22 protein-coding genes are annotated in these 20,503 nt (G+C 47.2%); 1 reads left to right on the forward strand and 21 read right to left on the reverse strand.

What is annotated here, in order from left to right:
- Positions 1-146 precede the first annotated feature (146 nt).
- From B5G27_RS06475 to B5G27_RS06570, 20 genes are all read right to left on the reverse strand, one after another.
- Complete coding sequence (locus B5G27_RS06475; protein WP_087178082.1) at positions 147-848, reverse strand: RloB family protein; 702 nt, start codon at positions 846-848, stop codon at positions 147-149.
- Positions 841-2,067 carry an AAA family ATPase gene (locus B5G27_RS06480; RefSeq protein ID WP_087178083.1) on the reverse strand — a complete coding sequence of 409 codons (1,227 nt, stop codon included), beginning with the start codon at positions 2,065-2,067 and terminating at the stop codon, positions 841-843. Before B5G27_RS06480 ends, B5G27_RS06475 begins: the two co-directional genes overlap by 8 nt.
- Positions 2,068-2,280: 213 nt before the next feature.
- On the reverse strand, positions 2,281-2,535 hold the full coding sequence (gene spoIIID / locus B5G27_RS06485; RefSeq protein WP_087178084.1) for a sporulation transcriptional regulator SpoIIID: 255 nt from the start codon (positions 2,533-2,535) through the stop codon (positions 2,281-2,283).
- A gap of 198 nt (positions 2,536-2,733) precedes the next feature.
- Positions 2,734-3,162, reverse strand: coding sequence for a GNAT family N-acetyltransferase (locus tag B5G27_RS06490; RefSeq protein WP_087178085.1), 429 nt, complete (start codon positions 3,160-3,162; stop codon positions 2,734-2,736).
- A 244-nt stretch (positions 3,163-3,406) separates the two neighbouring features.
- Positions 3,407-3,757: a hypothetical protein gene (locus B5G27_RS06495; protein ID WP_087178086.1), complete on the reverse strand. Its 351-nt coding sequence runs from the start codon at positions 3,755-3,757 to the stop codon at positions 3,407-3,409.
- Between the two features lie 21 nt (positions 3,758-3,778).
- Positions 3,779-5,461 carry an SWIM zinc finger family protein gene (locus B5G27_RS06500; RefSeq protein ID WP_087178087.1) on the reverse strand — a complete coding sequence of 561 codons (1,683 nt, stop codon included), beginning with the start codon at positions 5,459-5,461 and terminating at the stop codon, positions 3,779-3,781.
- A 66-nt stretch (positions 5,462-5,527) separates the two neighbouring features.
- Positions 5,528-6,010, reverse strand: a complete 483-nt coding sequence (locus B5G27_RS06505; protein WP_087178088.1) for a DUF4143 domain-containing protein — start codon at positions 6,008-6,010, stop codon at positions 5,528-5,530.
- A 90-nt stretch (positions 6,011-6,100) separates the two neighbouring features.
- Positions 6,101-6,418 carry a multidrug transporter gene (locus tag B5G27_RS06510; RefSeq protein ID WP_087178089.1) on the reverse strand — a complete coding sequence of 106 codons (318 nt, stop codon included), beginning with the start codon at positions 6,416-6,418 and terminating at the stop codon, positions 6,101-6,103.
- Between the two features lie 6 nt (positions 6,419-6,424).
- The gene (mutT, locus tag B5G27_RS06515) at positions 6,425-6,832 is read right to left on the reverse strand and encodes an 8-oxo-dGTP diphosphatase MutT (RefSeq protein WP_087178090.1); all 408 of its coding nucleotides are present in this window, start codon (positions 6,830-6,832) and stop codon (positions 6,425-6,427) included.
- 12 nt (positions 6,833-6,844) lie between these two features.
- A complete protein-coding gene (locus B5G27_RS06520; RefSeq protein ID WP_242958260.1) occupies positions 6,845-9,586 on the reverse strand; it encodes a DUF3427 domain-containing protein in 2,742 nt (913 codons plus the stop codon).
- Positions 9,587-9,786: 200 nt separating this feature from the next.
- A complete protein-coding gene (locus tag B5G27_RS06525; protein WP_087178092.1) occupies positions 9,787-10,359 on the reverse strand; it encodes an HNH endonuclease in 573 nt (190 codons plus the stop codon).
- A gap of 203 nt (positions 10,360-10,562) precedes the next feature.
- Entirely contained in the window at positions 10,563-10,955 is a 393-nt protein-coding gene (locus tag B5G27_RS06530) for a GNAT family N-acetyltransferase (RefSeq protein WP_162611206.1), read from the reverse strand.
- A complete protein-coding gene (locus B5G27_RS06535) occupies positions 10,927-11,658 on the reverse strand; it encodes a metallophosphoesterase (RefSeq protein ID WP_087178094.1) in 732 nt (243 codons plus the stop codon). Before B5G27_RS06535 ends, B5G27_RS06530 begins: the two co-directional genes overlap by 29 nt.
- 13 nt (positions 11,659-11,671) lie before the next feature.
- Positions 11,672-12,409, reverse strand: a complete 738-nt coding sequence (locus tag B5G27_RS06540; RefSeq protein WP_330399004.1) for an MmcQ/YjbR family DNA-binding protein — start codon at positions 12,407-12,409, stop codon at positions 11,672-11,674.
- A gap of 95 nt (positions 12,410-12,504) precedes the next feature.
- Positions 12,505-13,161 (reverse strand): SEC-C metal-binding domain-containing protein, encoded by a 657-nt coding sequence (locus B5G27_RS16410; protein WP_087178095.1) that lies wholly within the window; start codon positions 13,159-13,161, stop codon positions 12,505-12,507.
- Between the two features lie 2 nt (positions 13,162-13,163).
- Positions 13,164-14,393 (reverse strand): IS1096 element passenger TnpR family protein, encoded by a 1,230-nt coding sequence (locus tag B5G27_RS06550; protein ID WP_087178096.1) that lies wholly within the window; start codon positions 14,391-14,393, stop codon positions 13,164-13,166.
- Between the two features lie 42 nt (positions 14,394-14,435).
- A complete protein-coding gene (gene thpR / locus B5G27_RS06555; RefSeq protein WP_162611207.1) occupies positions 14,436-14,921 on the reverse strand; it encodes an RNA 2',3'-cyclic phosphodiesterase in 486 nt (161 codons plus the stop codon).
- A 154-nt stretch (positions 14,922-15,075) separates the two neighbouring features.
- A complete protein-coding gene (locus B5G27_RS15980; RefSeq protein WP_162611208.1) occupies positions 15,076-15,291 on the reverse strand; it encodes a hypothetical protein in 216 nt (71 codons plus the stop codon).
- A gap of 87 nt (positions 15,292-15,378) precedes the next feature.
- Positions 15,379-16,383, reverse strand: coding sequence for a helix-turn-helix transcriptional regulator (locus B5G27_RS06565; RefSeq protein WP_087178099.1), 1,005 nt, complete (start codon positions 16,381-16,383; stop codon positions 15,379-15,381).
- A gap of 149 nt (positions 16,384-16,532) precedes the next feature.
- A complete protein-coding gene (locus tag B5G27_RS06570; RefSeq protein ID WP_087178100.1) occupies positions 16,533-16,742 on the reverse strand; it encodes a helix-turn-helix transcriptional regulator in 210 nt (69 codons plus the stop codon).
- 223 nt (positions 16,743-16,965) lie between these two features.
- On the opposite strand from B5G27_RS06570, the gene B5G27_RS06575 reads away from it, so the two are divergent.
- Complete coding sequence (locus B5G27_RS06575) at positions 16,966-18,267, forward strand: L-cysteine desulfidase family protein (protein ID WP_087178101.1); 1,302 nt, start codon at positions 16,966-16,968, stop codon at positions 18,265-18,267.
- A 131-nt stretch (positions 18,268-18,398) separates the two neighbouring features.
- On the opposite strand, the gene B5G27_RS06580 is transcribed toward B5G27_RS06575, so the two are convergent.
- Positions 18,399-20,498 carry a sodium-translocating pyrophosphatase gene (locus B5G27_RS06580; protein ID WP_087178102.1) on the reverse strand — a complete coding sequence of 700 codons (2,100 nt, stop codon included), beginning with the start codon at positions 20,496-20,498 and terminating at the stop codon, positions 18,399-18,401.
- Positions 20,499-20,503: the final 5 nt, after the last annotated feature.

A 20,503-nucleotide genomic window follows, 5' to 3' on the forward strand; every position in this document is an offset into this window, starting at 1 on the left:
ACATACCCTCATACAAATAGACTAGATATTTCATCATCTCATGAATACAGCTCTGATTGACGTGATATCAGTTGTCCCCACTTAGGATTTTGGGCCGTTGCCACAATATATTTAAACTTTTCTTTCGCTATTATTCATTCTCCTTTCTACAGTACAATTCTGGTCCGCATTATATCCGGCAAATACTTCGCCAGTTCCTCCACCAACTCATACACCTTCGTTCCCGGTGCTATCTCTGCCGACGTCTTCCCTTGTCCATCTTTTATGATCCGTTTCGCATATCGGATCGCCAGTTTCGGATCCCCCTTTTCCATCAATATTTCAAAAATATCTTTCATATTCTTCTGATACTTTCCAATCCCCAGTTCCTGGAACCTATCATTCAGAAATGATATATATTCCGCCCGATGATTATTGGAAGTATAATAGGCGAAATGCAGCAAAAACCAGAATTCGATACACTCACTACTCCACGCAGCATGATACTGCAGATCTGGATTATCCTGACTCAACTGCCTTGCCCGCTGTTCGACACCATTAAAATGTTCCGGCGGAAAACTGTCTTTGTCATATACGCACCAGATCTGCCCCTTTTGAATTTTGTTCTTTTTCACATATCGTTCGGCCATGCCGATTACCCGCATGGTTTCCGCCTGACAAGGTTCTATTTCGATCAGAACCATGTCCCGGTAAATCGGATTTTCCTCGATATGTCTTTTAAATCCTTCAAAATATAACGGTTCTGTCTGCTGTCCTTCGCAAAATATATAATATCGGAATTGTTTCTTTTCCAGATATTCCTTGCGGCGCTTTTTCTTCCACGCCTCCATCCCGGCTTTTTTAGGCATTGACCTTCCCCCAATCTATAATCTTCCTGAGGTATGGATCCGCCCCATACTTCCCTTCCAGGTACTGCTTGTCAAATTTTGCATCCTTCCGCACCGACTCACCCTTGTCATTTTTAAACTCCACCAGTGAATACAATTTAGAGTTCTCTTTGTTTCCTTTTGCCACAAACCAGATTTCATCTCTCCGGAACACCTCACTGTTCATTGTAGACAGATCATGTGATGTGAAAATCAGCTGTGCGCCATGCTGGTTGATCTTCATATCATTAAACATCATAATGATGTATTTCAGAAGAACCGGATGGATCTTCGCATCTAGCTCATCAATGACAAGTGTTGTTCCCACCGAAAGGCTTTTCGCAATAAACGGAAGAAGGCCGAACAGCTTCTTTGTTCCGCTAGACTCATCAAACAGATTCAACTCCGCCTCGTAATCGTCAACAACATGTTTTGTGAATACTTCAATCCGGTCATGTTCTCTCTCTTCTACCCGAAAGTCTACAATATCCAGATCCATTTCCTGTATCATATCCAGCATCAGTTTCTTCACATGCTCTGAATTTGAAATCGCCATGCGCAGTTCCTGACGTGGATTTCCGTAATTCAGGAAATCAATTCCATCGTCAAACCAACTCAATACATCCTGAACCACTTCATTTTTTGCGTAAGTAATGCCCAAGTAGGAAAGCAGCGGGAGTGTTTCGGACAAATCTTCACTGATCTTTAATTTGGAAAACACGCCTTTCAGAGTAATTTCATTTTCGTCTCTTTCAAAGAGCGCTGATCTGCGTCCAGTTTCCAGCTTTACCCGGTCCAGTCTTTCATATTCGATCAGGTCTTTCCTGACAGTCAGTTTATATCGGTATTCTGCCAGTTCAGTTCTGAAAAATAATTCAAACTCCGTTGGTGCATTTGCGGTTTCTGCGGAAAATGCAAACGGCTCGATCAATATTCTCTTGATCCGGATCGCTGCATTTTCATTATCGCTGGTCGCATATAATGGTCTCAACACCTTGAACACCAGATTGTGCAGCGCCTCCAGCACATTGGATTTTCCCCCGCCGTTCGGTCCGTACACAGCCGATACTGGAAGAAATACTTCTCCATCTTTATCTTTGATTATCCTGTCCTCATGTTCAGAAATGGCGGCTGCCTGCATGTCAAATGTCATCTCGTCACGAATGCTTTTAAAGTTTTTTACTGTAAACTGGCATAACATCTGTGTCTACCTCCATTTTGTTTCAACACCACAAGTTTTTATTCTCTCTCACCTTCTATTATATTCGTTTTTTCATTTTTGTAAACAATATTTGAGAGATTTTCTCATATTTCAGTCTATAATTTGCATTCAATAAAATTTCTCTTTACCAAAAAATCACCTGATACAAATTTGCATCAAGTGATTTTAAACAATATTCACTTAGCCCAATATCTAAGTATGCTGATGCAGATACTTTTCCCGTGTCGCCATCCCGCCCCGGATATGCCGCTCGGACTTGTTCGTGTCCAGCACTTTGCGGGTCTCGCGAGCAAGAGACGGATTGATCTGGAGAAGGCGTTCCGTGACGTCTTTATGTACCGTACTCTTACTGATCCGGAACCGCTTCGCCGTCTGCCTCACAGTCGCGTTATTCTCTATGATATAATCAGCAATCTCCACGGCTCTTTCCTCAATGTAATCTTTCAAAAAAATCCCCCTGCAAACATCGTTTTTACAATGTATGCAGGGGAGAAAAAAGTCATGCTCATTTCGCACTACTTTAGTGCCAGTATCTCCGCCTAAGTTCACTGTACCGTTTTCTGCCACCGATTCTCTACGCTTGTTTATACACACATGATACATATATGACTTGCAAGGCTGTGACCTTTCAAGTCCTCGTCTATATCATGGTTGTTTCAATTCAAGCAGCATTCCACATCCATACTTATTATTGGGCAGTGTTTGAAAACCAAATTTTTCATAAAACAATTCTTTTCCCGGATTAGCATACAGGCTGCACGCCAGTTTTACACTGCTTACCGAATATTCATTCAACTGTTCTAATACTCTATCCATGATCTTCCTTCCTAATCCTAGCCCTTGAAAATCCGGACTGATGATCACGTCTGTTATATATGCATCCGTAACCTTATCTGTCAGTACACGAACAACACCGACACTTTTCCCTTCACAAACTGCATTTACTATAAAAGATGTATTTGACAAAACTTTTTCCGCCTGTTTTATTGTTAATTTTTGAAATCCAACAGCCTCTCGCAGTCTACAAAATTCCTCAACCGAAATAGTACTTTGGAACTCAATAATAACGCCCATCTTATTCCTCTCCCTGTTGTTTCTAAAGCTATTATTGATTTTATTTACGCACTTTCACTTTATAAAGTCATTTTATTCTCTTGATAGGCGCACCGCATCCAAAAAGCCTTGTCCATACAGCACGTCCCATACTCCGCATTCTTCTTATTATTTTACCCAAAGCGGGAACGCTATCAGCACCAATACTGTACAGACTTTCCCGCCTGTCCCTGTGCCGTTTATCCTTGTACTGTACGGTATTCCCTTAGAAGAAATCCATAATATCAAAATTAAAGTAAATATCATTCGGCATGCATACGTCATATTTTTTAGAAAACTTCCGAATAAATTCATTTGACACTTTTCTGCTTTTGTCGTATTCAGCCTGTAGTTCCTGTTTCATCTCGTCCCGGATTTCATAGACCTTCTCTTTTTCAGCATAAACGATTCCATAGTACTTATCATAACTGAAATAAATTTCATACGGTTCATCATCAGCCGAAAACACACTGACCTCAACTTCATCATTATACACTTCATCAATTTCCAGATATTTTCCATTATAATGTCTCTGCTCCTCCGAAAAAGTATCCGTAACATTCTTCCATTCAGCCATTTTATTTTTCCTTTCCTCTCCTTAAAATCCTGCTTTCTGCAGTTCATCCATCATAGCGCTCCTGCGGGAATACAGCGCCCGCCAGTTCTCCGCGATCTCAGCCGCCTTTTCTTTCCCGCCGGGATACCGCCGGATCTTCTTAAGGTACTGTATCAGCTCCCTGTACCGTTTTCTGTCTCCGGTTCTCTCTGCCTGTTTATGTACATATGATATGTATATGTCCCGCATCTGCTCCGGGAATTTCTTTTTCAGCACGTTTTCATATTTGTCCACATTGAAGATAAACGGTTCTTTCTGCACGCACTCCAGCATGCGTTCATACATCCCTTCCGCTTCCATGAAAGGATACAGGATAGTGCAGCTGTTCCGGCTTTGCAGGATCTGTTCCCGGTACTGCTCCCACTCCTGCTCTGTACAGACTGCTTTCATCTTCTGGATGTGTGCCAGATCATGCTGCGGGCACTCAAGAACATAGTACTGCAGTTCTTCTTTGTAAGCCTTTTCATCCGCCTGTGTTTCATATATGGAAATCAGCTGCCTGCTGTACTGTGCGACCAGCCCCGGATATCCGCTGTCCAGCTCTTTACTCTCCTTCAGGATCCGAACCGCCTCGTCCAGTTCACCGTGCTCAATATTCTCCTGAATTTCCAGCCCTCTTACCGCAGAAAATCTCCAGTGCTGCCTTCGGTATTCCCTGATCTCTTCCTCCGGATACCCCAGCTGATCCATAATTTCCAGCCGCTTCAGGATATTATTCTCATAGCCGTAACGGGCGCTCCACGTATTTCCGCAATCCGTGGAAGATGTCTGCCTTTCGATCCTTTCATCCAGATACTCCAGCTTTTTCTCCAGCATTTCACGGCTCCGGAACTCATGGGCCAGGAAATCTTCCATATATTCTTCCATGTAATCTATGACATAATCGCATGCCAGATGGCTTGTAAACCATGTAAACATTTCATCTCTGACTTCTTCGGTACAGTTCTCCAGTATTTCTTTCCACTTATCATAACATGTATTCGCAACCTGCGATATGCCACCGTCCGAATCATCGATATCTACATTCCCAATCGTCTTGAAAACATAATTGGTCAGTTCAAACGCCTGCCGCCAGCAGTTCCGTTCCATCAATGTATCCGCTTTGTCTTCCAGATAGCTGTCCATCTCACGGGTAAAATCCCACGCATTCCGGTAATCGATAAACCCGCTCCTGTCGCCGTGCTCCCATACGATCTGGTCGACGCCCTCCTTTAACCGGCACATCTGCTTTTCATCTATCTTCACCGCGTATCTGGTCATAAATGTATTGCGGATCTCATCGTCCCGCCCGGCCAGCTGCTTGACAAAAGAGCGCAGTTCCGTTTCCGGAATCTTTTCAATAATTTCCTCCAGATCTTCTTCCGCCTGCTCTGAACCAGATGAACCTTCTACCAGGCTATCTGAGCCTTCCTGTTCCTCGATCTCATAGAGCACAGCCGCCATATGTTTGCAGTTGTTCCCGTCGTCCGCATAGGGACAGGTGCAGTACATTTCACAGATCCGCCCGTCTTCTATTTCGATATCTACTTCGTAGTCCTCCGTGCCCTCCACTACGGCATGATAGCCGTGTTCTGTTTTCTCAAGATCCTGAACTGCACCGTCGTAATAGTACATTTCCCCCCGGGCGAGGATATGCTCTCGAAACAAATCTTTCCAATAGTTCATAACATTTTTCTCTTTTTTCTTATTGAATATTTTTGACGCTTTTACTCATCCTGATAAATCACACTCTCAAAAGTCCGGCAATTCCGGTTTCAGCAGAAAGTCAAAGACATTCATGAATAATATTCCATCCTCATTATAAAACGGCTTCGGCGTATTCGATGTGATCACGATCTTTTTAAAGGAATCATGGATTTTCAGAAACGGACTGATCTCCTGAGTGGTCTTTTCTTCTGTTTCAAGCAGATAGGCGGACTGAATATAGTATTTTTTAGAACCTTTATTACAGATAAAATCTATCTCCAGCTGTTTTTTTACATACTTTCCATCCTTGCCCTTCTCCACAATATTGAGATTTCCGACATCTACACTGAAACCTCTCATCCGCATCTCATTGTAGATCACATTTTCCATGGAATGCGTCACTTCCATCTGCCGGTAGTTAATCCTTGCATTCTGAAGCCCCAGATCCATGAAATAATATTTTACCGGCGTACCGATATAAGATTTTTCTTTGATATCATACCGCTTATAAAATAGAAAAGGTAGCATTTCTGCGGCCTTTTCTCTGATATTCCCTTAATATTTACCTGTATTTTTCTATACTCAATCATAACAGGCAGTTGTGGGGAACAGTTGTCATCATTTTCCTGCTAAATGCCTCAGCGTATCTTTCAGATCGTCGCTGAATCCTTCCAGATCATCAAATGTGATCGCCCCCTCATTCAGCAATGATACCAGAATGAAAAGCAAATTCGCTCTGCTCATCCGGCACTGTACGCCGCAGTCTTTCTTATCCTCCCGTATCCGCTTCTCCAGCGCCCAGAATCGATCCGACGCATTACCCCCACCTGACAACAACTCAATGTATTCCTGGTTTAGTTTTTCCATATACGCTTCCTGCCAGCCAGAGATCTTACTGCGGAATAACTTCCAGTCTTTCTCTGAAAATCTGTTCATAACATATCACCTCGCATTTATCTGATTTACCAGATATTCCCTTATCCCCTCTATCAGCCCTTTATCCGCCGGCAGCCACTCCACACTCTCCAGCGTCTCCGCTGTCAGCCATTTCGCTGCCTCATGTTCTTTCAGCACCAGCTCTCCTGATCTGATCGTACAGAAGAAGCAATCCATGGACAGATGGAACTCCGGATAATCATACTCCACGGTCTCCAGGAAATCCTTCACTTCAATCTCGATATCCAGCTCTTCCTTTATCTCCCGCACAAGCGCTTCCTGCGGCGTCTCACCGGGCTCAATCTTCCCGCCCGGGAACTCCCAGCCGTCCTTGAACTCTCCGTATCCACGCTGGGTCGCAAATATTTTATCCTCGTGTATGATGATTGCTGCCACTACTCTTACTGTCTTCATACCATTCCTCCGTCAGTTGTTTACAATGTATTCGTAAATATCTTCCCGGACCGGCGTGTCCAGATCCCACTCGATCTCCACCGCCGTCTTGTCCGTATTCGCCATGATAAATTCCTCTGCTTTTCCAGTGGCTGTCATCCGTCCAAGATAATAAAATTCCTTAGAAATCTTATCATCCTTATTCTTGCGGACAAACAGCTCCACATCAATACCGCGCTCTCTGGCATGCAGAAAATTCTGCACATCCTCGGAATCTTTCGTCCGGCTCTGCTTCGATATAGCAATCAGTCTGTTCGGGCTTTCAAAATGATCCTCGTATTTAATGGTATCCTGAATATCCTCATCCTTGTCATAATTGATGAACACCGGAAATGTCTTCGTCTTCCGGTCATATTTATATCCGCCCAGGTTCAACGGGACTTCGTTGTTCTCCCATTCCAGAAGCCGACACACATCTTCGTATGTATATTTCTGGTAAAGCACAAAATTCGTATCCTGATATCTGCGGCTGTAATTTTCCTCATACCGGGACACCCCGAACTCAACCAGCTCCTTCAGGATCTTGTAAAATTCCGGGTTCTTCAACATTTCCCCAAATTCTTCTGACAGCTCATACTCTCCGTTCCCTGTCTTCTCTATAAAAACACAGTCCGAATAAGTCTTCCTGCCTGATCCGGTTGGAAATTCATTTGTCATTACATTGACAACATTTCGGATCGTTTTGTCCTGCAGCTCGATTCCATAACTTTGCGCCAGATCCTTCTCCCACAACTGGAAGAAACCGTGCTGATAACTCAGCATACGGTTCAGCATAGCAAGCTCATGGATCCGCTTCCCGCTGGCCAGCTTTCTGGAAATGAATTCAATCACCTTTTCTTCTGCTGCGGACAGTCTGACCGTATAATCCTTCTCGTATTTGACCAGAAATTTATAATAAGAACCCAAACTGTTGTTGTCAAAAATCCGCAGAACGTCCATTTCTCCGTAATTGTCAAAATCCTTCAGCGCCGGAATCCGTCCCAGTTTATTTTTCAGATTCTTATAATTCTCTTTGATCAGCTTAATGTCGCTGAAATTCGCGCTGTCAATGGCCGCAAAAATCCGTTTTCTCGATATTTCATCAAAATGGATCGTGGAAGAACCCGGGATAATCCGCTCCCCTTCCAGCACATAGCGCCGAATATTGTCTTTGTTGTAGCTTCGATCCCCGGACAACGCGATCGGTATCATAAAGTTATTCTTATAATTTCCAATGAAATCCAGAATCACCACATATTCCTTGTCATCCGCCTTTCGCAGCCCGCGTCCCAACTGCTGCACAAAGACAATCGGTGATTCCGTCGGGCGCAGCATGATAACCTGATTTACTTCCGGGATATCCACACCTTCATTAAAAATATCTACCGTGAAAATATAATCCAGCTTGTCCTCACCTTCCTCCAACACAAGGCGCTCCACTGCCTGCTCACGTTTCTCCTGACTGTCATCCCCTGTCAGCGCCATAGTCCGGTATCCGCGCTCATTAAACTTCTCGCTCAGCACAGCAGCTTCTTTCTTGGAACTACAGAAGATCAGCCCCTTCGGCCGCTTTCCGCAATAACCGTAATACTCCATCTGCTCGATCACATAGCGGACACGTTCATCACTGGTAAGTTTATTAAAATCCTTCAGCCCAGTCTCTTCATCCACTGTCTCTCCACCGATCTGCAAATCTGTGATGCCAAAATAGTGAAACGGACAGAGCAGATTTTCTTCCAATGCCTGCTGAAGACGGATCTCATAAGCAATATTATGGTCAAAAGCCGCGTACACATCAAATGCATCGGTACGCTCCGGTGAAGCCGTCATCCCCAGCCAGAACCTCGGTGTAAAATACTGCATAATATTCTGGTAGCTCGCAGCCCCGGTCCGATGAGCCTCATCAATAATAATCGTGTCAAACTCATCCCGCCGAAATCTCGTAAGGATCTCCTGTTTGGCCATCATCTGCATAGTAGAAAAGAGATAATCCACATCGTAATCCTTCGAATTGCCGGAAAGCAGGCCAAAAGTCCTGGTATTTCCAAATACCTTCTTATAGCTGGCGATCGCCTGTTTCGCAATCTGCTCCCTGTGTACCAGAAACAGCACTTTCTTTGTATCTTCCTCTCGAAGCGCAAATGCAGAGGCATACGTCTTTCCCGTTCCGGTCGCTGAAATCAGCAAGGCTTTCATTTCGCCTGCGGCCCGGATCTTTTCAAGATTGGAAATAAAGCCTAACTGCATAGAATTAGGCTGCAACTTATACTGTTCCAGAGACGGAATCTGCGCTTCCTTCGCAATCTTTCTCTGCTTCCGGATAATCCGATAGTTGAGCGCATATTCTTCAATAAAATCCTCAAATGCAACTGCATACTCTGAATTCCACAGATCTGTAAATTCTGTCATCAAATCCGCAGCATACTCTCCCTGATCGGTAGAAACCACCTTGGTATTCCATTCCCGGTTCTTTGTTAACGCACTTAAAGTCAGATTCGAACTGCCGACAATAATCCGATAGAGCTCTTCATTTTTGAAAATGTATCCTTTCGTATGGAAACCTTCCTGCGCCTCATCTGTCCGGTACATTTTCAGCGTAATATTATTCAGCCCCGCCAGTTTCCGCAGTGCCCTCGGCTCACTGAAATTCTGATAATCCGTCGTAAGAATCTTCCCCGGTATGCCACGCCTTTCCAGCTCTTTCAATGTCTGAAGCAGCGGCGTAATCCCACCCATAGTAATAAACGCAACACTGATAAAGAATTCATCGCATGACAAGAGCTCATCCTCAATGGATGAGAGAACCTTTCGCCCTTCTTTATAATTGTTGGAAATAAACTGGGGCTTGTAGGCAAGGTTAGACTGGTATGTTCTGTCTAAGTATGCAGTTGTGAAGCCTTCTCGTAGCAGATTGTCGTGGAAAGTAGTCACCGTAGTTATTCTCCTTGTACGTATGTAATTGAGAGGTTATACCATCTCTTAATATAGCTGTCTTTCAGCAAATCCTCATCCTTTTGGACCAGCTGCACGAACATCTTAGTAAGACCATCAAATTCTTTAAAATCTCCCGGATCACAGAGTGACCAATTAAGCTGCTCTAATGTCCAACCGCTTTTGACAGCATTATGGAGCATAGATGTAGTCGCCCAGTTTTCTTCCGCATCTGCACCGCCTAATGTCACAGGGACAATGTGATCCACAGTTGGCACAAACTCCCAGTAAGCATTGTGACACGCATCCATTTTCCAGTGTGGATGGTAAGGAAATTCTTCAGGCATATAGTAAGAGAGCACTTTTAGCAAACCGGGATTGATCAGCTTTTTTCCGCTGTATCGGTCAATAAATCCATCTTTCACAAACTGCTGCATTTTCTCCTTATCTGTGTAATTTCTGCCCTTTGGTACAACTCTTTGGAAAGGATATTCTTGAACTATAATCCTTTTGGCTTCTATGATATTGCCATATAAGAGTTTAATTGTGGAGGATTCAATTACTGTAAATTTGTTCATTTCGATTTTCTCTGTTTTCCAAATAATCTATAATTTCATACTATTTTTACTATACTTAAATGGTACTATTTCTTAAATTTCTCAGGGATGGCATATTTCTTAATCCTGATATAAGTCATATATTTTATATCATAGGTATAATTCCCTTTAAAATCAAGGAGATTCCGATGTGCTCTATAATATTGTTCTCTCTTTGTAAAACACTATTTAAGCTCAATTTTATAATGTCCAATCCATCTTTGCCCTGCTATTCTTTCCATATCAGGATTTTTTCTTTTTATTTCTTCATATTCTTCCTCTGTCATTCGTTCCTTCATATGATTTAAGAACACTTGGTATTCACTTGGTTCACTTCCAATCTCTACTGCTCCCAGCTTACGAAACAATTTTTTACCAGGTTCATTATCCGAACAAATGCGGACAAAAAAATAATCTATTTTACAGATGCTTTTAACCTTTCTCATAAATAATTGGAGTGTATCATATGCAATACCTTGTCTCTGATATTTTTCTACAATATCTATCCCCACTTCCGGAGTCACAGATTCTAACTTTCTTAAAACAATATTACCGGCATATTTTTTTGTAGCTTTCAATATAACAGAAATATGCTTCCTCCGTCTCCACCACCACAAACTCTTCCGTCCCAATCGCTCTCCCATCTCTATACGTCGAGAACACATCGCACGATATCACATTCCCCTCTCTGTATATCTCCTCCACCGGCGTATGTCCCACCACCTGCAGGATCTTATCCTCCCCGTACATCTTCCCCGACGTATACTGCGGCCTGTACCAGATCGGCGATACATTACTCCACATATACTCCCGAGTCAGCCCATTAATGATCCTCACCACTTCATCCACATCATCATATTTTGACACCGGCACCACTTTCTTCACAAAATAATCTGTAATCCCTCCGTGGCAGAAAAGCACATTATCTATCTTCTGGACATATCGAATCTCATTTCCTTCCGGCAGCGCGGATTTCAGCTCTTCAAGCTTCTTCACAACTGTGTACGCCGCAGCCGGGCTGTACCCGCTCTCCCGCTCATCCCACAAGTAACACAGGTCATGGTTTCCATATACCCAGAGCGTATCCGGATATTTCTTTGCAAATGCGATCGCAGCGTCGAATGTCTCATTATACAGTTCCAGATTATATTCCTGATTCCAGTCATCCGGAATATCCATAAGGCATACCGCCCGTTCCACGGTTCCTTTTTCCATAATTTCTCCCGCCTGCCGGAACATCCATGGTTTCAGATGAATGTCCGGTATCACAAGCACTTTCATTTCCTGCCTCCTGTTATCTCAGCGCCTTACTCAGCTCCTCCGGTATCCCTCTCGGCCCTCTGACCGCATAAATCCCATATTCTTCCTTCAGTTTTCCAAACGTAAACTCATCCGGCTCATATCTCTTCTGCAGCCTGATCTTCATCACCGCCGTGATCGTCAGATCCCGGTCGCTGTACTCATATGGGATATCTGTCTCCGTTACCCTGCATTTATACAGGATTGCCGACACCGGCGCCCCCGCATAGATGAACACCGTATCTCCGGCTTTGATTCCCCTGCCCTGCTTCCAGTCGATTTCCCGAACATCGTCAAAAGCATGCACGATGTCATAATACTTCGGATTCGCTGGCACGATCCATTCCTTCGGCGGCCGGATTTTCTGCTTCTTCTTTCTCGAAGCCGTCACTGCATAGCTCTCGTCGATCCACTGGCAGATTTCTGCAAAAGGAACCGTCCCGTCCAGCAGGATGGAGATCCAGCTGCTGCGGGTGATGTGATAACCGTAGAAATATCCCGGCTGCCGGACAAGCATATCCGCCAGCATCGGATCTCCCAGCTTCACATTAATGATATCCACATATTCCGTTCCCTTTAAGCCCAGCTTCTCCCGCGGGACGTCCATGATCAGCGCGAACCATTTCCGGGTGTCCGCGTGTCGCAGGACGGGATATGTCGGAGCGGTACGGAACGGATAGTCCGGTACTGTTTTATATTTTTTCTTTACATACTGAAATATTTCTTCTCTCAATCTGATCACCTGTCGCTCAGCGATGCTCCGTTACTTTTATATATTTCGATACCATTGGTCCGATTATGAACCCACGCCAAAACCAGACCGCGCGGTCAATTTTTTCTCCCGCAGCACTTTTTATATTTCTTTCCGCTTCCGCACGGACACGGATCATTCGGGTAGACCTTCTTCTTTCCGACTACTGTCTTACCTGATATCCCATCCGGCATGGACATTGTCGTTATCTCATCCGCATGATTGTCGAGATCCACGCCGAAGCCTCTTTTTTTCAGTTCATCCGCCGCCTCACCGAGCATTCTGGCAGCCTCGCTGCTCATAGGCACGATTGTAGGCTTTCGCCCGCCAGGCGCTGTCGGCATCTGGCGGAGCATTTCATTCGGCGTCCATCCCCGGTTTGACAGCATCCTTGTATGATTATTGATGTCCGTCATAAGTGAAACGAATTTCCTCATTGCCTTTTCCGATGGAAATACGATCCCCTGTCCGTCAAGCATCTCCATGATATCCGCCAGGGGATTCCCCATGCTCACACGGTTCCAGATTACCGGCATATATTCTTCCACTTCATCCAGATCCATATCCAGCTCTTCGACAAAGAATGTTTTCAACCTGCTGTAATAAGGGTCAGATACCGGATACCCGTTTTCTGTGTACTCCACAATCTCATCCGGATCCGGAATATAAAATTTTTTCTCTCCCTGCGACGCTTCAATGCTCAGATACAGCTTGTCCCTCAGTGTCTCTTTCACAATCACCCTGTCGCCCCGCAGCACGCATAGAGCAGATCCACCATCATCAGACAGTGATACAGCCAGTATGTTCCGCGCCGCTCTTCCTGATATGCCGGCGTATTGATCGTCTTATATATCTCAGCAGCCTCGCGCGGGACCTCTGCATAATCATCGCTGTAAAGCATCACATAAGTAAGGTCATACAGCTTCTCCAGATTCTCCATTTCCTTCCGGTCCGGATAATAACCGTTTTCCTTTGTTATCGCCTTTTCAAACTCCCGGATCTCAGCATCACTGAGAAGCAGCATCCGCTTTGCCATGACCTCCGGTTTCAGTATCTCGTCTCTGATCTTCTCTGCCAGACTGTTCTTATCAAGAGATTTATAACGGGTCAGATGCAGGTCCTCCGCCATCTCCCGCAGCGTATCTTTTGTCTCTTCAAGAAGGAATCCTTTGATATCCGGATGCCGGGACTCCTCTTTCTGCACATCGCGCCCGAGGATTTCCTCCATGATATCCCGTTTCATCTGCCACGCCGCATCTTCCAGCATGCTCCGCAGAAGATTCAGATCCGCATCGCCTCCTTCCTCTCTGCGCTCTGTCTCTTCCATTAATTTCTCTTTCAGCTCATTGGTACAGCGCTGCATAATTATATCTGCAAACGCCTGCATCACCGTTTTGCCGGACGGATTATTTCTATCCGTCTTATCTCTCGGGCTGCAAGCTCCGGTAAGTCCCCTGTTAGAATGCTCTACATCCTCCCGCAGCTCTTCAAAAGTCCGGTAATCCGGCTCGCCGTACTGGATCGGATACCGTTGCTCCAGCTCCCGGTTTACAGTATCAGCATCTCTCCAACCGCATGCCTGCAGGCCTGTTTTTTCCTTAATAATAGCTGGATAGCCGACAGCCTCAGAAAGACGTTTCTCAATCTCGGCTCTGTACTCGCTTCCATCTCCCGGCCGGAAGGTAAACCATGCCTCCTTGTCCGCCAGGCTGTCGATAAACGTATCGGAAGCACACTGAAAATCGTAGTAATATGTCGCTGCCTGACGTTCTCCCTCTTTCCATTCCCGCACACGGATCCCCGCCTGGTAAAACTCATACTCATACCCGTCGCACCTTTCCGATTCTACGATATCTTCCAGGATCAGCGCCAGCTGCGAAAATGTGATCCCCGCCGGAATCAGGCACCGTCTCCATACCGGCGGTTTTGAGTTTTTCAAAATAATCTTGATCTGATATGCTTTCATCTGTACTCCTCCGATTATCTCCTAATATAATCTGCTTTCGTCTCACATCTCCCGATACACCGTTTTCCCATTCTTCATCTCCGACCTCATCAGCGACACCTTCCTCACCGTCATCTCCGCCTTGGGCAGACGCACCTGATACGCCTTCTTCGCCGCCGCTTTCCGGATCAGCGTGATATGCGGAATGAACTTATCATCATCAAAAGGGATGCCCGCCGCCCTCAGCGCATCCCTCAGATCTTTCACATACATCTTCAGCTTCTGGTTCCCTTTTACTCCCGCCCAGAGGAGATTCCCGAAGTTCCCTTTCTCCGACAGGCTTAGCCGGAACTGCGGTAGCGGCACGTTTTCGATGACCCGCTTCACCTTCGCCGGATCCTCATATTCCCCGATAAACGCCAGCGTCAGGTGCAGGTTCTGCGCCGGCACATAATTTCCTTCCACACCCTGCTTCTTCAGATCATGCATACAGGCGACCAGCGCCTTTTTCATCTCATCCGATAACTGGATAGCAACAAACAGTCTCATGGCTTTCATCCCTTCCAAACATCTATGCTTCTATGTTAGCATGCAGGGCTTCAATCCACAAGCCCGATACCAATCCAGCCCGGTTCCCGTTCAGCCTGATTCCTGTTCAGCTCAATCCCTGTTCAGCTCAATCCCTGTTCAGCTCAATCCCCGTTCAGTCTGCTGGCTGACCGTTTTGTTTTGCAAGGCTTTTCTTGCACACCTTGCACAGCACGCCCCGTTCTGTCACCAGTACAACTTTCCCCTCAGCCTTGTCCCTGTTAATGTAAAATATGTCTTTGCCATTTTCCTCTTCTCCTTCCCGGTAATCCCGAATCTTTTTTGTTTCTGCCCTTACCTTACCCGCCCAGATGGGCAATAAAAATACCACGAAAGCACGTTCGCTCCCGTGGCATCCCCACATTCCCTATTCTGTTGTATTTTCTGTGCGCGGTCTCCTGCGCGCAATCCCTGTCTGTCATTGCTGCTGCCGCCGCTGATACTGTCTCAACAGCCGTTCTCCTTCTTTCCGCATCTTCTCCGCGACTTCCTCCGGTCCCAGGATCTTCACCCGCTCTCCCAGCGAGAATACCCATCCGAGGAATACACTGCTCACCATGACAGTCACATTGACTGTGAAATGCTCCTGATCCGCGGGGATCATCATCACTTCTTTTCCGAACCGGTCGATGATCACCCCTGCCAGACTGTTGTCCACCAGCAGCTTCACTGTCTGCTCCTTTCCGCCGAACATGCCGAAGCTCTTCTTTGCATAGTCCGCCATATCCAGCTTCCTGAAATACTCTTTTCCCTCCCTCGGCTCATCGCTCATCCGGATATGGAGCATCTTGTCCACCCGGTAATGCCGGATCTCCCCGGCGTCGGGATCATATCCTACCAGATAGTAATTCTCATCATCCCAGGACAGTCCCCACGGACTGATATGATACCAGGCGCCGTCCCGCCGCAGTTCCATTTCTTTCTTTACATTCCACTGGAAATACTGGAAACAGATCTTCCTGTTTTCGGAAATGGCGTTGTGGATCGCATCCACCGTATAGTAAATGCTCTCGTTCATCGTCTTGATCCGCCCGGAGACAAAGACCTGTCTCTGCAGTTTCATGGCCTCGTACCTGCTGACCTGCTTTTCCAGCTTCCGGATCAGGGCGTTCGTCTTTTTCTCGGTAATGAATTTCGAAGACTGGATCGCATCCACCAGAAGTTTCAGCTCCGGCAGTTCAAAAGGCCGGCTGACCACATGGTAGTGATAGCCCTTTCCATCCTGCTCTCCCTCGACTTCGATCCCCAGCACTTCCAGATCCCTCAGATCCGCGTAAATGCTCTTCCGGTCCGCCGTGATATCATACCGGGCGAGTTCTTCTTTGATCTCCGGCATGGTAATATAATGTTCATCATCCGTCTGCTCCAGCATGATCTGCGCCAGACGGTACAGCTTAAATTTCTGATTCGTTCCCTTCGGCATGTCAGTCTTTCCTCTCCTTCCTCTGCCTGACAAACTTCAAATTCATCCGGCTTCATTAATCTGAAGATCATCGCGTCATTATCCCAGCTTCTCTCTCCGGATCTTCACACCAATCCCCGTCTTCTTCATATTCTTCATCTTCTTCATATTCATGATCTCTCTTCCTCATATTCAAAGATATCCTCCACCTTCACCTGACAGATCATCGCCAGTTTCAGCGCCAGCGTCACCGACGGCGAGTAATCTCCCCTCTCGATAAGGCTGATCGTCTGCCTGGACACGCCGGCCAGTTTCCCCAGCTCGGTCTGGTTGATCCCGAGCCTGGCCCGGTATTCTTTCAAACGATTGAGCAATGCCATAATGCATCTCCTCACCCTCTTCATTTTTGACAAATATAATTGTCAAACTTATTGTAATATTTACAACTATATCCGTCAACAAAAATGACAATTTTATTTGTCATTTTATCTGTCATCCAGCAGCAGTCCAGCCGCAAGAATCCGGTTGCACTTCTCCCCCTGATACTATATGCTATTTAAGCAGCCTCTTCTGGCAGAAAAGTTTAGAAGGAGTACTAATGACATGGATAAAAATGACATCCGCTACCAGACTTACGTAAATATCCTGAAAGAAGAACTGGTCCCCGCTTTCGGCTGTACCGAGCCCATCGCCCTTGCGTACGCCGCGGCCAAAGCCCGCCAGACGCTCGGCGCACTTCCGAACCGGGTTCTCCTGCAGGTGAGCGGCAGCATTATCAAAAATGTAAAGAGCGTGATCGTCCCCAACACCGGCCATCTCAAGGGTATGCCGGCCGCCGCGGCCGCAGGCATCATCGCCGGGGATCCGGACAGGGAACTGGAAGTGATCTCCCAGGTTCCCGAAGAGAAGATAAAAGAGATCCGGGAATTTCTGGGAAATGTCCGGATCGATGTGGAACACATTGACAACGGCCATGTATTTGACATCATTGTCACAGAATATAAAGGAGACAGCAGCGCCCGGGTGCGGATCCTGGATACACACACTAACATCGTATGGATTGAGAAAGACAACAAAGTCCTGTACGAAAAGTCCGCCGGTCATACGCCGGAAGCCAAAGCTGAAACCACCAGCAGCTCGGACCGCAGTCTCCTCAATATGGAAGGCATCTGGGATTTTATCACCACGGTCGATGTCGCTGACATTTCCGACATCCTGGACCGGCAGATCCGATATAATTCCGCCATCGCAGAGGAAGGACTCCGAGGCGATTACGGCGCCAACATCGGCACAGTTCTCCTGCGCTCCTCCGGCAATGACATTGCCACCCGCGCAAAAGCCTGGGCAGCGGCAGGCTCCGACGCCCGTATGAACGGCTGCGAGCTCCCGGTCATCATCAATTCCGGCAGCGGCAACCAGGGGATCACCTGTTCCGTACCGCTGATCGAATATGCCCGGGAGCTGAACTCCGATCACGAAACTCTCTGCCGCGCCCTTGCCCTCTCCAATCTGGTGGCCATCCACGAGAAGACCGGCATCGGCACCCTCTCCGCCTACTGCGGAGCTGTCAGCGCCGGAGCAGGCGCAGGCGCGGGTATCGCTTACCTCTGCGGCGGGGATTACCAGGCGGTCATCCACACTGTGGTCAATGCGCTTGCCATCACTTCCGGCATTGTCTGCGACGGCGCCAAGGCATCCTGCGCAGCTAAGATCGCATTCTCCGTAGACGCCGGCATCCTGGGATTCCACATGTACCAGAACGGCCAGGAGTTCAAGAGCGGAGACGGGATCGTCATGAAAGACATCGAGAGCACTATCCGCGGCATCGGCCTGCTCGGGAAGGACGGCATGCGGGAGACGAACAACGAGATCATCCGCCTCATGGTCGGAGAAGAGAAATGCTGACACCGAACATCACGCATCATACATCAGATACACGTACACAGAAAAGCCCTGCGGCTCATATGGACAGTCCCATATCGCCGCAGGGCTTCTTTTTTTACTGATATTTATCCGATGATCTCTATTTATCCGTTTTAGAAAATATGGTAATTCACGACCAGTGCCGCGAACACGATGGAAACCATGGACAGCAGCTTGATCAGGATGTTGATGGACGGTCCTGATGTATCCTTGAACGGATCTCCGACCGTATCGCCCACGACAGCCGCCTTATGGCAGTCACTGCCCTTTCCTCCGTGGGCGCCGCCCTCGATATACTTCTTCGCGTTATCCCACGCACCGCCTGCATTCGCCATGAAGATCGCCATCAGGAATCCTGTTGCAGTAGAGCCCGTGAGAAGTCCGATCACACCATTGTACCCGAGGATCAGGCCTGTCACGACTGGAGTAATGATCGCGAGCAGTGTCGGCAGGATCATTTCATGCAGGGATGCCTTCGTACAGATATCCACACAGGTCTCATAATCCGCCTCAGCTTTCCCTTCCATCAGGCCTCTGATCTCCCTGAACTGCCGGCGCACTTCTACAACAATACTCTGCGCGGCGCGTCCGACAGAATCCATTGTCAGGGCAGCGAACACGAACGGCAGACATGCTCCGATAAAGATACCAACCAGTACTGTCGGGTTCATAACACTCATATCAAGAACAATATCCGGTCCTCCGACTTCCTGGACTTTCTCAACATAAGAAGCGATCAGTGCAAGAGCTGTCAGCGCGGCTGAACCGATGGCAAATCCCTTTCCTGTAGCTGCCGTTGTATTTCCAAGAGAATCCAGGGCATCCGTACGCTTCCTCACCTCTGCGTCCAGACCGGCCATCTCCGCGATACCGCCCGCATTATCCGCGATCGGTCCGTACGCGTCTGTCGCCAGTGTGATACCGAGAGTAGACAGCATGCCGACTGCCGCCAGGGCAATCCCGTAGAGTCCTCTTGTTGACTCGATGAACCCGCCGGACAGGGCGTATGCCGCCATAACACAGATCGCGATGATAATGATCGGCACTGCCGTAGAGAGCATGCCAAGGCTCAGTCCGCCGATGATGATCGTCGCTGATCCCGTCTCGGATTTATTCGCAAGCTTCTGCGTCGGCTTGTACGTATCTGACGTAAAATATTCCGTAAAGAATCCGATCAGCACACCTGCCAGCAGACCGCCCAGGATCGCAAAATAAAATCCGATGAAATCTTTGCCCAGGATAAACCATACGAGCGGGAACGCGACCACTGCGATAATGATCGCACTTGTGTTTGTTCCCCTTCTCAGTGCTTTCAGCAGTGTACTCTGATCCGTGCTCTCGCCCGTCTTAACGAGCAGTGATCCGATAATGGATGCCAGCACTCCTACTGCCGCCAGGACCATGGGGATCACAACCGCATTCACACGGTCAACTGCCTCTATCTTATTAAAAGCAATGACGCCGAGTGCGCACGCAGACAGGATCGATCCAACATAAGATTCGTACAGATCCGCTCCCATTCCTGCCACATCTCCTACATTATCGCCCACATTATCCGCGATAACGGCAGGATTCCTCGGGTCATCTTCCGGAATGCCAGCTTCAACCTTTCCTACCAGGTCAGCTCCAACATCCGCTGCTTTCGTATAAATACCGCCTCCCACACGGGCGAACAGCGCCATGGAAGACGCGCCCATTCCGAAAGTCAGCATCGTGCTCGTGATATCCTCGATCGGAAGCTTAAATACAAGCCTTAAAAGCAGGTACCAGATCGAGATATCCAGAAGCCCCAGGCCTACCACGGTAAATCCCATGACAGAGCCTGCGGAAAACGCCACATTCAGGCCCTTGTTCAGACTTTTCTGACATGCAGCCGCAGTCCTCGCATTTGCCCTTGTAGCGATCTGCATCCCCACAAATCCCGACAGGCCTGAAAAAAATCCGCCCGTCACAAAGGCAAATGGGACGAACCAGGTAAGAAGGTCCAGAGCCGCCATCACAAACAGGATTACAAACATCACGGCAAAAAAGCCGATCAGGATCTTATACTGACGGCGCAGGTACGCCATCGCCCCCTTGTGGATGGATCCGGAAATCTTCTTCATGGTCTCGTTCCCCTCCGGGAAACGGAGTACCTTCTGCGCCCTGCTTGCCACAAACAAAAGCGCAATGATGGAGCCAAATAGTGTCAGTAGTGCCAATTGATTGTCCATTCCAA

It is taken from the genome of Lachnoclostridium sp. An76 (genome assembly GCF_002161355.1).
GTDB classification, from domain to species: Bacteria; Bacillota; Clostridia; order Lachnospirales; family Lachnospiraceae; genus Mediterraneibacter; species Mediterraneibacter caccavium.

Excerpts from the sequence above, each read along its gene's own strand:
- B5G27_RS06475 (WP_087178082.1), bottom strand. The coding sequence starts at position 848 with ATGCCTAAAAAAGCCGGGATGGAGGCGTGGAAGAAAAAGCGCCGCAAG.
- B5G27_RS06480 (WP_087178083.1), bottom strand. The coding sequence starts at position 2,067 with ATGTTATGCCAGTTTACAGTAAAAAACTTTAAAAGCATTCGTGACGAG.
- B5G27_RS06490 (WP_087178085.1), bottom strand. The coding sequence starts at position 3,162 with ATGGGCGTTATTATTGAGTTCCAAAGTACTATTTCGGTTGAGGAATTT.
- B5G27_RS06495 (WP_087178086.1), bottom strand. The coding sequence starts at position 3,757 with ATGGCTGAATGGAAGAATGTTACGGATACTTTTTCGGAGGAGCAGAGA.
- B5G27_RS06500 (WP_087178087.1), bottom strand. The coding sequence starts at position 5,461 with ATGAACTATTGGAAAGATTTGTTTCGAGAGCATATCCTCGCCCGGGGG.
- B5G27_RS06505 (WP_087178088.1), bottom strand. The coding sequence starts at position 6,010 with ATGCTACCTTTTCTATTTTATAAGCGGTATGATATCAAAGAAAAATCT.
- B5G27_RS06510 (WP_087178089.1), bottom strand. The coding sequence starts at position 6,418 with ATGAACAGATTTTCAGAGAAAGACTGGAAGTTATTCCGCAGTAAGATC.
- mutT (WP_087178090.1), bottom strand. The coding sequence starts at position 6,832 with ATGAAGACAGTAAGAGTAGTGGCAGCAATCATCATACACGAGGATAAA.
- B5G27_RS06520 (WP_242958260.1), bottom strand. The coding sequence starts at position 9,586 with ATGGGTGGGATTACGCCGCTGCTTCAGACATTGAAAGAGCTGGAAAGG.
- B5G27_RS06525 (WP_087178092.1), bottom strand. The coding sequence starts at position 10,359 with ATGAACAAATTTACAGTAATTGAATCCTCCACAATTAAACTCTTATAT.
- B5G27_RS06535 (WP_087178094.1), bottom strand. The coding sequence starts at position 11,658 with ATGAAAGTGCTTGTGATACCGGACATTCATCTGAAACCATGGATGTTC.
- B5G27_RS06550 (WP_087178096.1), bottom strand. The coding sequence starts at position 14,393 with ATGAAAGCATATCAGATCAAGATTATTTTGAAAAACTCAAAACCGCCG.
- thpR (WP_162611207.1), bottom strand. The coding sequence starts at position 14,921 with ATGAGACTGTTTGTTGCTATCCAGTTATCGGATGAGATGAAAAAGGCG.
- B5G27_RS06565 (WP_087178099.1), bottom strand. The coding sequence starts at position 16,383 with ATGCCGAAGGGAACGAATCAGAAATTTAAGCTGTACCGTCTGGCGCAG.
- B5G27_RS06570 (WP_087178100.1), bottom strand. The coding sequence starts at position 16,742 with ATGGCATTGCTCAATCGTTTGAAAGAATACCGGGCCAGGCTCGGGATC.
- B5G27_RS06575 (WP_087178101.1), top strand. The coding sequence starts at position 16,966 with ATGGATAAAAATGACATCCGCTACCAGACTTACGTAAATATCCTGAAA.
- B5G27_RS06580 (WP_087178102.1), bottom strand. The coding sequence starts at position 20,498 with ATGGACAATCAATTGGCACTACTGACACTATTTGGCTCCATCATTGCG.